The following is a 13716-nucleotide window of genomic DNA, read 5'->3' on the forward strand; positions in this document are numbered from 1 at the left end:
GGGTTCCATGAACACAACGAAGCCAGACCTGTCTGCCAGCCATCGACAAGCCGGCGCCAGCATGATCGAAGTGCTGGTGGCCATCCTGCTGGTCTCTGTCGGCCTGCTGGGCATTGCAGGACTCTCCGGCGCCACCTTCAGCTACAACAAGGTGTCCCAGATGCGGTTGACTGGCATCGCATTGGTCAACGACCTGGCCGACCGGGCTCGTGTCAACGTGTACGGGTATGACCGGGGGGCTTATGACATTGCCCTGAGCGACAACTACGCAGGCACAGCGGCCACCGTGCCCGACGCCAATCTCGACCTCGACCCCTCCGTCCCCGCCAACGCAATCACCGCAGCCGACGCTCTGGCCGCGGCGGACATCGACCAATTCCTGCGCAGCGTGCGCAACCGGTTGCCCCAGGGCGACGCGGTCGTGATCAGCCGACCCGGTGCAACTGCCCGCGATCTGGATGTGTGGCTGCTGTGGCAGGAACCCACCACCGACGCAGGAGACACACTCTTCGGTGCAGGACAAGGCAACTGTCCGAACAGCCTGACTCCAGACGAGCAGGCCTTGTACAGCTGCATGTACTTCAAGGTGGGGCTGTGATGACCATGACGACCAAACCACGTGCACCTCTGTCGCTTCGCCGGACCCAGCAGGGCCTGAGTCTGGTCGAGCTGATGGTCGCGCTGACCATCGGCCTCTTTCTTCTGGGCGCGGTCGGCATCATTTACGTCAACACCGCCACCACTTCCCGCAGCAGCACGCTGGAATCCCAGATGAACGAGGACGCGGCGCTGGCACTGGAGTTGCTGCAGCAACAGATCCGGCTGACCGGTTTTTCCAATGTGGACGCCTCCGGCAACCGGCTGTTCCCTGGGCAAGCGGTGAGGGGCTGCGACGGAGGCTTTGCCGACAACACCGCGGTGTTCCTCGATCCGGCATCGCCGCCACTCCTGACCTGCAATGGTGGCACGGGTCCTGACGCACTCGCTGTGCGTTACGAAGCTTCTCTGCTCAACAGCCAGTCGGTGACCGACGCAGGTGGCGTCCAGCGCCCCGGCAACTGCGCACACGAGGGCCTAGCCAAATGGGACGCCAGTGCTGAAGGAGCCAGCGACTACACCGACACAGCACTAGTGCCACTGTCGGAACAGCGGTCCCTGGCCGACAACCGCTACTACATCGCAGACGACAACGGCACACCCACCCTCTGGTGCCAGGGGCGCACCGACGCAGGGTTTGGCAATGCCACCGCCCTGATCCCGAACATTGAAGACATGCAGGTGCAATACGCGGTCACGGCCCTGCCTTCGGTTGGGAATCCCATCCCCCACCAGGTGGCCGGCTATGTGGATGCCGACCACGCAGCGCTGGGCGACCCCGCCATCAACTGGTCGCGGGTGGCCGCGTTGCGTGTCTGCCTAGTGGCTCGCAGTGCCCGGCCAGTACCCACTGGCGACAACGCGGTCGCCGATATCGGCCGATACATCGATTGCGCCGGAGCTGAACAGACACCGAACGACCGCTTTCTCCGCCGGGCCTACGTGACCACCATTCAGCTGCGCAACATGCGCCCCGGCCTGCCCTCCGACTACGAACTCGGTGGTGATCCATGGCAATACATGTACGACAACTGACGCACGAGAACCGCACCATGCGCTGTCACAACCCCACCAACGCGAGAAGCTCCGAGCGCGGCGTCGTGCTTCCCATCGCGCTGATCATGCTGGTCATCATCTCGTTCGCCGGCCTGCTGGCGGCCCGCAACTCGGCCACCTTCGAGCAGTTCTCCAACAACATGCGCACCAACCAGGTCGCGCGCGTGTCTGCCGAGGATGCCTTGCGCTATTGCGAACGCATTGCCCGGGCGAGTGTCGAGGGCAGTGCTGCGTTCGGGACCGACGTGGACCGGGTCGAGGACACCAACGTGATATCTGCCGACACCGAAGCGGCCATCAGCGGCGGCCTCTGGAACACACGCTCCAACTGGGCGTCCACCGGGGCCAACTTGATCACCGTGACGCCCCAGTACACCGGCAGCGAAGCGCAATCCAACGCACAGCTCAGGAACGCGCCCACCTGCATCATCCAGGCCATGGTCAATGACCGCTTCCTGATCACATCCAGGGGACTGTCCAACGACGCAGCGGTCGACGCCAACGGCCTGCTGACCGCCGGATCGGAAGTCTGGCTGCAGTCCATCCTGACGCCGGTGGTTCCGACCCTCTGTCCCAACAACGGCGTGTGCTGATGCGGTCCGTTGATGTCCAAGAAAAGAGCTTTCAAGTGAGGTTCCCATGAATTCCCCCGTCACAAGCCGTCTCGCACGCCGCCTGCTCTGGTCGGTCGCCCTCGGGGCGGTGCTGCTGCCCGCTGTGCAGGCCTGGGCCCAGCCAGCGAACCGACCGCTGCTGACCAACCAGTCGGGCGCCAAGCCCAACCTGATGGTGGCGCTGGACAACTCGGGGTCCATGGCCTTCACCTACCACGAGACCTACAACGTCACGAACAGCAACGAGAGGTTCTACTGCCCCAACCCCTATTCCAGAAGTTCGTCCACCGACTCCACTACCTTCAACAACGGCGTGGGACAGGATGCGAACGTCTCCCCAGGGCCCGTCTACACGTGTTACCAGCGAGTCCGAGTCTCGGGCGTCTGGGTCACACAAGCCCGCACTGACGTAGCAGCACAGGAAAGAAACTGGTCCGCCCAGCGTTCGGCCGAGGTCAATCCGATCTACTACAACCCGCGCGTGCGCTACCTGCCCCGGGTCGATGGCAGCGGCGCGATCGTGAGCCCGCGCGACCCGCTGCTCCCGGCCACTGTTCCGGCCGGCGAGCGGGGTCTGAACTACAACGTGGTCTGGGTCTCCAACCAGAACTCCGTGGACTTCCGGTACACCGTCTATGAGCGAAACGTTGCTCCCAGAGACTTCCGCATCTACCACTCGATGTATGCGAACAACGCTGCAACGCCTCCCACGGGCAGCCTCGCCACGCGAAATTCCCAAGGGCATGTCAACACACTGGCCCCTGCGGGCTTCACGTCCCGCTACAACCTCACGTACTCGCTGAAGATTCCGCAGCACATCGCCTACACCGCAGCACCGACTGCAGGCCCTGCGACCACCTTCAGCTATGCGTACTGCACCAGCGTGGTCACCAATGGACTAGGGCAGGAAACCGGGTGCGCCGCCCGCACCCAGGTCGATGTCCGGCTCGGTGACACCGCCACCTACACCATCCCGACCCCCAACAACCGCACGGACTGCACGGCCAACGTCTGCAACAACGCTCAGGAGGTCGCCAACATCCTGAACTGGTACCGCTGGTACAGCACACGGCAACTGGCCACCAGCACGGCCATCGGCCTTGCACTTGCGGACACCGACGCTGCCGGAGCGCTCAACATCCCGTCGAAGTTCGACAACGAGTTGCGGATCGGGTACATGCCGATCAACCAGCGGTACGACGGCCCGCTGACGCTCCCGCCCGGTGCCGGCGCCCCGGTGACACTGTCGCGAGGCGTGCGGCTGCTCAACCGCGGGTCGACCGCCAACAACGACCTGTTCAACTGGCTCAACACCATGGTGTCCCAGGGTGGGACGCCACTGCACTACGCCGTTGAACGGGCAGCTGGTTACTACAGCATGCAGGCCGGCGTGACAGAGAACCCATGGCGCACCGACCCGACCGACGCGAGCAGCCCCGAGATGAGCTGCCGCCGTTCCTTCAACCTGCTGTTCTCCGACGGGGGTTGGTCGTCAGGCGCCCCGTGGGGCCCCACTGTCGCCGGTCTTGACTACGACAACACCAACGGTGCCACTCCGTTCACCCGGACCCGGGCCGATGGCACCACGGAATCGTTCCGCTATATCGCCAGCGGCATCAACACCGTGGCTGGCCGCCTGCAGTACGTCCCCTTCCCTAGCACAGGCACCGGCGGCCTGGCCGACCTGACCGCACGCTACTACTGGCACACGGACATGCGCACCGGCCTGGACAACAACATCCAGACCCGCCCCGGGCAGCCCACGTTCTGGCAGAACATGGCGACCTACACCGTGGGCTACCTGATTCAGCCCACCGGGGAGGTGACTGGCACCGGACTGAGCTTCAGCCAGATCGACCAGTACCGGACCAACTACACGCTCAATGGCCCCGGGGGCAGCACTGTGTTTCCGTCGCTTCCAGTCGGCGACCTGCTGAGCAGCAGCACCCAGACCCGGGTGGACGACTTCATCCACGCCGGCTACACCGGTGGCGCCCGTTCGTTCAGCGCCAAGACGGCCGACGACGTCAAGTCCATCTTCAACACCATCCTGGCCGAAATCCTGAGCGCGTCCGGCAAGGATGCGGGGGTGTCCGTCAACACCGGCGGTGGCGACAACAGCACGCTGGCTGGTCGCCTCAAGTACACAGTGTCCTACCGCACCATGGACAACTCAGGGGACATCCTGGCGCGGGAGTTGGCCGCCGATGGACGCGAAACAGGCGTGACCGCGTGGTCGGCCAATCAGCTGATGCTGAGCCCTGCCGCCCGCCGTGTGTTCACCATGCACGGCCTGAACCAGCCCGTCGATTTCATCGGCTCGTTCAGCGGACTGCAGAGCGACATCCAGAGTGCCTTGGCCACCGGCCCCGACGCCGGACGTATTCGCAGCGATGCCAGCTTCATCAACTACCTGCGCGGCGACAACTCGGCACTGGACAGCTATGGGCTGCTCTTCAGGCAGCGCGTGTCGCAGATCGCCGCCATGGTCAACCCGCCCGCGGTGTTCATGGGCGACGCCCGGGACTTTGCCTACGACCAGGACGGCAGCGGCGGCGTCGACGGACGCGGCAGCTACGTGGACTACACCAACCGCAAGCGCGGTTATCCCAAGTCGCTGTTCGTGGCCACCAACGCGGGCACCATGCATGCTTTCTCGGCAACCGCGGGCACGGAAATGGCAGCCATCATGCCGCGCCGCAGCCTCAGGCGCATGCTGAACTTCGCGGCCGAACCGTACACCTTCGAGTACGTGCTTGATGGCCCGATCACGGAGAACGACATCTTCGACCGCCGCAAAGCCACCGCGGATGGACTCTCTGAAGCCAACGAGTGGCGGGCGTGGCGCCATCTGGCCATCGGCACGGGGGGCCGGGGCGAGAAGCTGGTCTACGCCGTCAACTCGCCGATCAAGCCCGGCGTGACGCCGAACCGCATCCCCGACCGCGAAGACTTCTTGTGGGAAACTGGCCCTGACGTGATCGATGGCGCCGATGGGAGCGATGTCACCACGGGCTACATGTCCAACTCAGCGCGCAGCGGCCAGACAGAAGACCTGAGCGACGCGACCAATGCCCGGCGTGGCCGCTGGATCGTGGCGGTCAACAACGGCCACTACAACGGCGAGACCAACGGCGAAAAGAACGGACTGGTCGTTCTGGACGCCGTGACCGGCGAAGTCATCCGCACCATTCCCCTGCCCAACGGCTATTCGGCCGGAGACGGGCTCAGCGGCGTAACGCTGCTGCGCAGCTATGGCACCAACACGCGGGTGGTGGCGGCCTACGCTGGTGACGCCAACGGCCAGCTGTGGAAGTTCAACCTGTCCGGCGACCCGTCCACCTGGCACGTGGAACACAACCGCCCCCTGTTCACCGTGCCGGGCAACCGCCCGATCTACGGGCACCCCGCCTGGCAGGCCCACGAGGCCGGCGGTTTCATCGTGGTGTTTGCGACCGGCATCATGCTGGAGGACGAGCACCTGGAAGACCTGGGCCAGCAGACCATCTATGGCATCTGGGACCGCCAGACCATCGACGGCACCATGCTCAACGGCGAGTCCTTCACGCCGGTGAGTGACTCACAGCTGGAGCAACGCACCATCATCCAGGCATCGGAGGCTTCCAGAGGCGGCTTCTTCTACTATGCGATCAGCGGCGACACCATCGACTGGGACACCCAGCGAGGCTGGTACCTCCACATGAACAACGTCCATCAACAGGACGACGCGCTGCGCGGGGGCGAACGTTCCATCGCCGACGTCCAGAACTTCGGGCGAAGCGTGATCATCACGTCCACCGTGCTGCGCCCGCCGCCAGCAGGCGAAATGTGCACCGTGGCCGATCTCCCCGGCAACTACGTGTACATCCTGAACGCCCAGAGCGCCTCTCCCGAACTGAGCCGTTCGTTCGACATCAACGGCGACGGCCGCATGGATGCGTACGATTCAGACGGCGATACCCGGGTGGATGCCGGTTACGCCGTGGCCTATGCGCCTCAGGGCGGCTTCACCCGCGGCATCTCCGTGAGCCGCTTCCGCACGCGCGCCGATGGCACCGCGCTGCCCGACGACCCTCAGACGGACACGGGCGACCCCAGCGATCCGCAGGTCACGGAAAGCGTCTCCGATCGAATGGAAAAAGCCGCCGATGAAGCCTCGGGTGAATCGGCCCTGAGCCAGTCGGGCAGCGCACCCAAGTGCAGAACCATGCGAGGCATCATCCTGGGCACAGGAGAAACACCGCTGCAAGGTGGTGTGTACTGCCCCACCACGGGCTGGAGCCGCACCCAGTTCCAGCTGAGCGCACCGCCGAGCAACTGAGTCCCAAACAATGAACAACAGATCCACCCACGAGGCTTGCCGCAGGCCCCAAAGCGGTTTCACCCTGATCGAGGTGATGATCGTCGTCGCCATCATCGGCATCCTGGCCGCGATCGGCTATCCGTCGTACCAGGAACAGATCGCGAAGTCCCGCCGTGCCGACGCCCAACGGGCCCTGATGGAGGCCGAGCAGTACATGCGGCGGTATTTCAGTGCCCGGGACACGTTCGCTGGCGTGGTCCTGCCCGCATCGCTGCTGACATCGCCACGCGCCGGCTCTGGTGCGGCCGCTTACAACATCCAACTGGTTGAAGACGGGAATGTGGTTGGCGTTGTGGCAGGCACTCCAACCACAGATGCGAGCCGATTCACCTTGCGCGCGGTCCGCACCGGCAGCATGGCCGCTGATCGCTGCGGCGACCTCACGATCAGCAATACGGGCGCTAAAGACATCGAGAACGAAGCCAGCGGAGTGACCCGGGAAGAGTGCTTCAAGGCTTCCTGATCCCATGTCGCTCAATGAAGGACCTCTGACCGACGCTGTCCGACAGGCTCAGCAGTCCCTGACGCTGTCCAACCCCAACCCCCGCGTCGGATGTGTGCTTGTCGCGCCCGATGGCCGGGAAATCGGGCGCGGCCACACCCAGCAGGCCGGTGGTCCGCACGCCGAGGTGATGGCGCTGCGCGATGCGGCGCAGCGCGGCGAATCCACCAGGGGCGCAACCGCCCACGTCACGCTGGAACCCTGCTCCCACCATGGCCGCACCCCACCCTGCTGCGACGCGCTGATCGCCGCCGGTGTGGCCAAGGTGGTGGTCGCCACGGGCGATCCGAACCCGAAAGTGGCCGGACAAGGCCTGGCGCGTCTTCGCGCCGCGGGCATCGAGGTGGAGCTGCTGCCGGCGGACCATCCCATCGCCCTGGCCTCGCGCGAGCTGAACATCGGCTTCTTCAGCCGCATGATCCGCGGCACCCCCTGGGTTCGCATGAAGGCTGCGATGTCGCTGGACGGCGTGACTGCCCTGGGCAACGGCGTCAGCCAGTGGATCACCGGGGAAGCCGCCCGGGCCGATGGTCACGCCTGGCGCGCACGCGCCTGCGCGGTCCTGACCGGCATCGGTACCGTGCTGGAGGACGACCCCATGCTGGACGTGCGGCAGGTGCCGACACCCCGGCAACCCCATCTGGTGATCGTCGACAGCAAGCTCGAAACCCCGCCCACCGCACGCCTGTTCCAGGCCCCGGCGCAAGGGCTGGCGCGCCGGATCTTCATCTACTGCGCCGCCACCGACACCAGCCGCCAGGCCGCGCTGGAACAGCTGGGTGCCACCGTCATCGCCCTGCCCGGCCCGGGCGGCAAGGTCGATCTGGCCGCCATGTTGCGCGACCTGGCCACACGGGAGGTCAACGAACTGCACCTGGAAGCCGGCCACAAGCTCAACGGCTCTTTCATCCGCGAAGGCCTGGTCGACGAGTTCCTGCTGTATGTGGCACCCCAGATGCTCGGTGCCGGCGGATCGGGTCTGGCCAATTGGGGGCCCTTGCAATCGCTGGACCAGCGCCTGCCCCTGCGGTTCGCCTCGGTGGAACCGGTGGGCGACGACCTGCGCATCCTCGCGCGGGTGCAGGGTCGGGACCGTTTCCTGCACGCCTGAGGCCTGCAAACACCCGGCCTTTTGGCGACACGCGCGGCGCCGGGCCAAACCCTGCGAAAATACGCGGATGTTTACCGGCATCATCACCGGTGTGGGTCGCATCGCCGACCTTCACCCCCTGGGCAGCTCTTTGGACCACGGCAGGCGCCTGACGATCGAGGCGCCACCGGGCTACCTCGACGACGTCGCCCTGGGCGACAGCATCGCCCACAACGGCGCCTGCATGACCGTCACGACCCTCGACGCCGCCGCCTCCCGCTTCACCATCGACGTTTCGGCGGAATCGCTCTCCAAGACCACCGGGCTGGCCGAAGCCGGTCACCGGGTCAATCTCGAAAAGGCTTTGCGGGCGAACGACCGGCTGGGCGGCCACATCGTGTCGGGCCACGTCGATGGCGTCGGGCAGGTCACCCATTTCGAGCGCGTGGGCGAGAGCTGGGAGCTGCGCGTGCTCGCGCCGCCGGCCCTGGCCAAATACCTCGCCTACAAAGGCTCGATCACGATCAATGGCGTGAGCCTGACCGTGAACCGCATCGAAGACCGCCCGGATGGCTGCGAGTTCAGCATCAACCTGATTCCGCACACCGTCCAGAACACCACCCTGGGCGACTTGCGCGCTGGCAGCGCAGTGAACCTGGAAATCGACACCGTGGCCCGCTATGTCGAGCGCATGCTCGGCGCAGCGCCCTCCCAGAACTGACCCCCACCCAAGAAAGACCCCCATGTTTGGCGCAGACAAAGGCAGCTCCAGCCTGCTCGACGGCAAGAAGCTCTCCATCGGTATCGTCCAGGCCCGCTTCAACGAAGGCATCACCAACGCGCTGTTCGAGGCGTGTCACGCCGAGCTGCTCGCGCTGGGCGTGCAGGAAAAACACATCACCCGCGTGACGGTGCCCGGCGCCCTGGAGGTGCCCATTGCTCTGCAGGCCATGGCCGAGCAAGACGAGTACGACGCACTGATCGCGCTGGGCTGCATCATCCGCGGCGAGACCTACCACTTCGAACTGGTCGCCAACGAATCCGGCGCCGGCGTCAGCCGGGTCTCGCTGGACACCCACACGCCGATCGCCAACGCCATCCTGACCACCGAGAACCTGGAACAGGCCGTGGCCCGCCAGACCGAAAAGGGCCGCGACGCGGCGCGCGTGGCGGTCGAAATGGCCCATGTGCTGGAGCAGATCGGTTGAACTCCATGAACGACCAGAGCCCCATCAAACCGCGCAAGGCGGCCGACAAGTCGGCGCGCACCCGGGCGCGGGAGTTCGCGCTGCAGGCGCTGTACCAGCACCTGGTGGGCCGCAACACTGCCAGCGACATCGACATCTTCACGCGCGACCTCTCGGGCTTCCACAAGGCCGACAGCGCCCACTATGACGCGCTGCTGCACGGCTGCGTGGAGCAGGCCGATTCGCTGGATGCGCTCATCACGCCGCTGCTGGACCGGCCGATGGCCGAGATCTCGCCGATCGAACACGGCGTGCTGTGGATCGGCGCGTACGAGCTTCAGCACTGCCTGGACGTGCCGCTGCGCGTCGTGATCAACGAGTGCGTCGAGCTGGCCAAGTCCTTCGGCGGCACCGATGGCCACAAGTACGTCAACGGGGTGCTGCACCAGCTCGGCGCCCGGCTGCGCCCGCACGAAGCGGCGGCAGCGCCGGCCGGCGCGCGCAAGTCGTCCAAGGCGGAATGACGTTGCGCCCGGACCCTTTGCGCCTGTCCAGCCGCGCCCGGCGCGTCGAACCTTTCTATGTGATGGAGCTGGCCAAGGCCGCGGCGGACATGGCGCGGCTGGCCCGCCCGGGTGACCGGCCGATGATCTATCTGAACATCGGCGAGCCGGACTTCACCGCGCCCGCGCCGGTGCAGGCGGCGGCCGAACGCGCGATCCGCGATGGCCGCAGCCAGTACACGCCGGCCACCGGCCTGCCCGCTCTGCGCGAGGCCATCAGCGGCTGGTACGCCAGCCGTTTTGATCTGGACATCGACCCGGCCCGCATCGTCGTCACCGCCGGGGCCTCGGCAGCACTGCAGCTGGCCTGCCTGGCGGTGATCGAGGCGAGCGACGAGGTGCTGATGCCCGACCCGTGCTATCCCTGCAACCGCCAGTTCGTGCAGGCGGCCGAGGGCACGCCCGTGCTGATTCCGTCCGGCCCCGAAGACCGCTTCCAGCTCAGCGCCGACCACGTGGCCTCGGCCTGGGGCCCGGCCACGCGCGGCGTGCTGCTGGCCTCGCCGTCCAACCCCACCGGCACCTCGATCGCCCGAGCCGAGCTGGAGCGCATCGCCCGCTTCGTGCGGGAAAAAGGCGGGGTCACCCTGGTCGACGAGATCTACCTGGGCCTGTCCTACGACGACGTCTACGGCCACAGCGCGCTGGGCCTGCCCGATGGCCTGGGCGACGAGGTGATCAGCGTCAACAGCTTTTCCAAATACTTCAACATGACCGGCTGGCGCCTGGGCTGGCTGGTGCTGCCGCCCGCGCTGGTGCCGGCGGTGGAGCGGCTGGCCCAGAACCTCTTCATCTGCGCCAGCACGGTGGCCCAGCACGCGGCGCTGGCCTGTTTCGATCCCGAGAGCCTGGCCGAGTACGAACGCCGCCGCGCCGAGTTCAAGGCCCGGCGCGACTTCTTCATCCCGGCCCTGGACCGCCTGGGCCTGCCGGTCCCGGTGATGCCCGACGGTGCGTTCTACGCCTGGGCCGACGTGAAGGCGCTGTGCGAGCGCTGGAATCTGAAGGCACCGGACGGCCGGCCCGAAGAAGGCGGCAGCTGGGCACTGGCCTTTGAGCTGATGCGCCGCTGCCAGCTGGCCACCACGCCCGGGCGCGACTTCGGCCTGGCCGACCCCGGCCGCTACCTGCGCTTCTCCACCGCCAACGCCCTGCCCCAGCTGCAGGAAGCGGTGCACCGGCTGGAGGCCGCGCTATGAGCAACGATGTGTTCCACTGGCCGGTTCGGATTTACTGGGAAGACACCGATGCCGGCGGCATCGTGTTCTACGCCAACTACCTCAAGTTCTTCGAGCGCGCGCGCACCGAGTGGCTGCGCCACCTGGGGGTGGAGCAGCAGAAGCTGCGCGAGCAGGTGGGCGGCATGTTCGTGGTGACGGGCACGCAGCTGCGCTACCACCGCCCGGCGCGGCTCGACGATTTGCTGACTGTTACCGCCCGTGTGACCGAACCGGGCCGGGCCTCACTCACAATCGAACAGACCGCCTCGCTGCAGCCTGCCGACGGCTCGGCACCGATCCTGCTTTGCGAAGGCAGCATCCGCATCGGCTGGGTCGATGCGGTGCAGCTTCGACCCCAGCGCATCCCGGCGGCCGTGCTGCAGGCGCTGGCCCCCGGGAACCAATGACCCTCTGACCCGACTCCAACCCTTCCATCGACATGTCCCAAGATCTTTCCATCGTCCAGTTGATGCTCAACGCGAGCTGGGTCGTGCAGGCCGTGGTGGTGCTGCTGGTCCTCATGTCCGTGATCAGCTGGGCGGCCATCTTCCGCAAGGTGTTCACCCTCAAGCGCGTCAACCGCCACAACGAGTCCTTCGAGAAGGAGTTCTGGTCGGGCACCAACCTGAACGACCTCTACTCGGCCGCGGCCCAGAGTGCGCGCCACGGCGGCCCGATGGAGCGCATCTTCGCCAGTGGCATGCGCGAATACCACAAGCTGCGCGAGCGCCGCATCACCGACGCGGGCGCCCTGCTCGACGGTGCGCGCCGCGCCATGCGGGCGAGCTTCCAGCGGGAACTCGACGTGCTGGAAACCAACCTCTCCTTCCTGGGCACCGTCGGCTCGGTGGCCCCGTATGTGGGCCTGTTCGGCACAGTCTGGGGCATCATGCACGCCTTCACCGGCCTGGCCGCGCTGGCCCAGGTGACGCTGGCCACGGTGGCGCCCGGCATCGCCGAGGCCCTGGTGGCCACCGCCATCGGCCTGTTTGCTGCCATTCCCGCGGTGGTGGCCTACAACCGCTTTGCGACCGACATCGACCGCGTCGCCAACCGCATGGAAACCTTCATGGAAGAGTTCTCCAACATCCTGCACCGCAACCTGGGCCAGCAGCCCAGCCAGGCCACGCCGTCGGGACACTGAACATGGCCGCTGTCTCATCGCGGGGCCGCACCCGCCGCACCAAGAACGAGATCAACATGGTCCCGTTCATCGACGTGATGCTGGTGCTGCTGATCATCTTCATGGTGACCGCGCCCCTCATCTCCCCCAGCCAGATCAGCCTGCCCAGCGTGGGCCAGGCCGACGCACAGCCCAAGAGCTTCGTGCAGGTGGTGATCAGCAAGGACGAAACCATCCAGGTGCGCCTGGGCACGGCGAGCAAGGGCGGTCAGGGCGTCAAGCTGCCGCAACTGGCCGGCGAGGTCCGCAAGCTGCAGGGCACTGCGGCCGAAGCGGGCACCCCGGCCGACGCCGTGCCGGTGGTCATCAGCGCCGACAAGGACATCAAGTACGACACCGTGGTGAAGACCATGGACACGCTCAAGCGCGCGGGCGTCGACCGCGTGGGCCTGGCGGTCCAGGCCAGCCGCTGAACGTCAGGACATGCAGATCATCACCGACGCCATCGACTTCAAGCCGCCGCGCTCCGGCCGCTGGGGCACGCCGCTGGCGCTGGCCCTGGGCGCGCACGTGCTGCTGATGGCGGCGCTCACCTGGGGCGTGCACTGGAAGCAGGACGAACCGCCGGTGGCGTTCGAGGCCGAGATCTGGTCGGCCCTGCCGCGCGAGGCCGCGCCCCGTGCGGTGGAGCCCCCGCCGCCACCACCTCCTGAGCCGGAGCCCCGGCCGGAACCCAAACCCGAACCGAAGTCGGAACCCAAGCCGGAGCCACCACCGCCCCAGCCGGCGGTGAAGCAGCCGGACATCGCAACCGAGAAGGCCAAGCAGAAGAAGCTGGAAGAAGAGAAGCGGCGCGAGCTGGAAGAGGCCAAGAAGGAAAAAGCGGCCAAGGAGAAGGCTGATCGCGAGAAGAAAGCGAAAGAACTGGCCGAGAAGAAGAAGGCCGAGGACCTCAAGAAGAAGGAACTCGCCGAGAAGAAGAAAAAGCAGGACCAGGAGCGCAGGGAGGCCGAACGCCGCCAGGATGAGCTGGCCGACAAGATGCGCCGCGACCAGATCGCCCGCATGATGGGCCAGGTGGGCGCCAGCGGCGGCCCCGAAGCCCGCGGTTCGGCCCAGCAGTCGAGCGGACCGTCGTCGGGCTATGCGGGCCGGGTCCGGGCCAAGGTCAGCCCCAACATCCGCTACACGGAGGACTTCCCGCGCTCCCTGCGCACCGAGATCGAGGTGCGCGCGCTGTCCGACGGCACCATCACTTCGCGGCGCGTGGTCGACAGCAGCGGCAACCCGGCCTGGGACGAGGCCGCCCTGAAGGCCATCGACCGGACCGGTTCTCTGCCACGCGATGTCGATGGCCGGGTTCCCTCGCCCATCATCATTGTGGTCCGCCCGACAGACTGA

General features: G+C 66.4%; 14 protein-coding genes. All 14 read left to right on the forward strand.

The window, feature by feature from the left end; all coding sequences use genetic code 11:
* The first annotated feature begins 7 nt into the window (after positions 1 to 7).
* Positions 8 to 598, forward strand: a complete 591-nt coding sequence (gene pilV, locus DD542_RS08060; RefSeq protein WP_164868366.1) for a type IV pilus modification protein PilV — start codon at positions 8 to 10, stop codon at positions 596 to 598.
* Positions 598 to 1632 (forward strand): PilW family protein, encoded by a 1035-nt coding sequence (locus tag DD542_RS08065; protein ID WP_127807324.1) that lies wholly within the window; start codon positions 598 to 600, stop codon positions 1630 to 1632. The genes pilV and DD542_RS08065 overlap by 1 nt, the downstream gene beginning before the upstream one ends.
* 17 nt (positions 1633 to 1649) lie before the next feature.
* Positions 1650 to 2246 (forward strand): hypothetical protein, encoded by a 597-nt coding sequence (locus DD542_RS08070; protein WP_127804951.1) that lies wholly within the window; start codon positions 1650 to 1652, stop codon positions 2244 to 2246.
* Between the two features lie 46 nt (positions 2247 to 2292).
* Complete coding sequence (locus DD542_RS08075) at positions 2293 to 6588, forward strand: PilC/PilY family type IV pilus protein (protein WP_127804953.1); 4296 nt, start codon at positions 2293 to 2295, stop codon at positions 6586 to 6588.
* A 10-nt stretch (positions 6589 to 6598) separates the two neighbouring features.
* Positions 6599 to 7093 carry a type IV pilin protein gene (locus DD542_RS08080; protein WP_127804955.1) on the forward strand — a complete coding sequence of 165 codons (495 nt, stop codon included), beginning with the start codon at positions 6599 to 6601 and terminating at the stop codon, positions 7091 to 7093.
* A gap of 4 nt (positions 7094 to 7097) precedes the next feature.
* Complete coding sequence (gene ribD / locus DD542_RS08085) at positions 7098 to 8243, forward strand: bifunctional diaminohydroxyphosphoribosylaminopyrimidine deaminase/5-amino-6-(5-phosphoribosylamino)uracil reductase RibD (RefSeq protein WP_127804957.1); 1146 nt, start codon at positions 7098 to 7100, stop codon at positions 8241 to 8243.
* Positions 8244 to 8310: 67 nt separating this feature from the next.
* On the forward strand, positions 8311 to 8943 hold the full coding sequence (locus DD542_RS08090) for a riboflavin synthase (RefSeq protein ID WP_066158405.1): 633 nt from the start codon (positions 8311 to 8313) through the stop codon (positions 8941 to 8943).
* A 22-nt stretch (positions 8944 to 8965) separates the two neighbouring features.
* Positions 8966 to 9430, forward strand: a complete 465-nt coding sequence (gene ribH / locus DD542_RS08095; RefSeq protein WP_127804959.1) for a 6,7-dimethyl-8-ribityllumazine synthase — start codon at positions 8966 to 8968, stop codon at positions 9428 to 9430.
* Between the two features lie 5 nt (positions 9431 to 9435).
* Positions 9436 to 9933 (forward strand): transcription antitermination factor NusB, encoded by a 498-nt coding sequence (gene nusB, locus DD542_RS08100; RefSeq protein ID WP_127804961.1) that lies wholly within the window; start codon positions 9436 to 9438, stop codon positions 9931 to 9933.
* 17 nt (positions 9934 to 9950) lie between these two features.
* Positions 9951 to 11171 (forward strand): pyridoxal phosphate-dependent aminotransferase, encoded by a 1221-nt coding sequence (locus tag DD542_RS08105; protein WP_127807325.1) that lies wholly within the window; start codon positions 9951 to 9953, stop codon positions 11169 to 11171.
* Positions 11168 to 11599, forward strand: a complete 432-nt coding sequence (gene ybgC / locus DD542_RS08110; protein WP_127804963.1) for a tol-pal system-associated acyl-CoA thioesterase — start codon at positions 11168 to 11170, stop codon at positions 11597 to 11599. Before DD542_RS08105 ends, ybgC begins: the two co-directional genes overlap by 4 nt.
* A gap of 32 nt (positions 11600 to 11631) precedes the next feature.
* Positions 11632 to 12336, forward strand: a complete 705-nt coding sequence (gene tolQ, locus DD542_RS08115) for a protein TolQ (protein WP_066158399.1) — start codon at positions 11632 to 11634, stop codon at positions 12334 to 12336.
* 2 nt (positions 12337 to 12338) lie between these two features.
* Positions 12339 to 12788 carry a biopolymer transporter ExbD gene (locus DD542_RS08120; RefSeq protein ID WP_066261352.1) on the forward strand — a complete coding sequence of 150 codons (450 nt, stop codon included), beginning with the start codon at positions 12339 to 12341 and terminating at the stop codon, positions 12786 to 12788.
* 10 nt (positions 12789 to 12798) lie between these two features.
* Entirely contained in the window at positions 12799 to 13716 is a 918-nt protein-coding gene (tolA, locus tag DD542_RS08130; RefSeq protein ID WP_164868367.1) for a cell envelope integrity protein TolA, read from the forward strand.

This window comes from Hydrogenophaga sp. NH-16 (assembly GCF_004006415.1).
Taxonomy (GTDB): domain Bacteria; phylum Pseudomonadota; class Gammaproteobacteria; order Burkholderiales; family Burkholderiaceae_C; genus Hydrogenophaga; species Hydrogenophaga pseudoflava.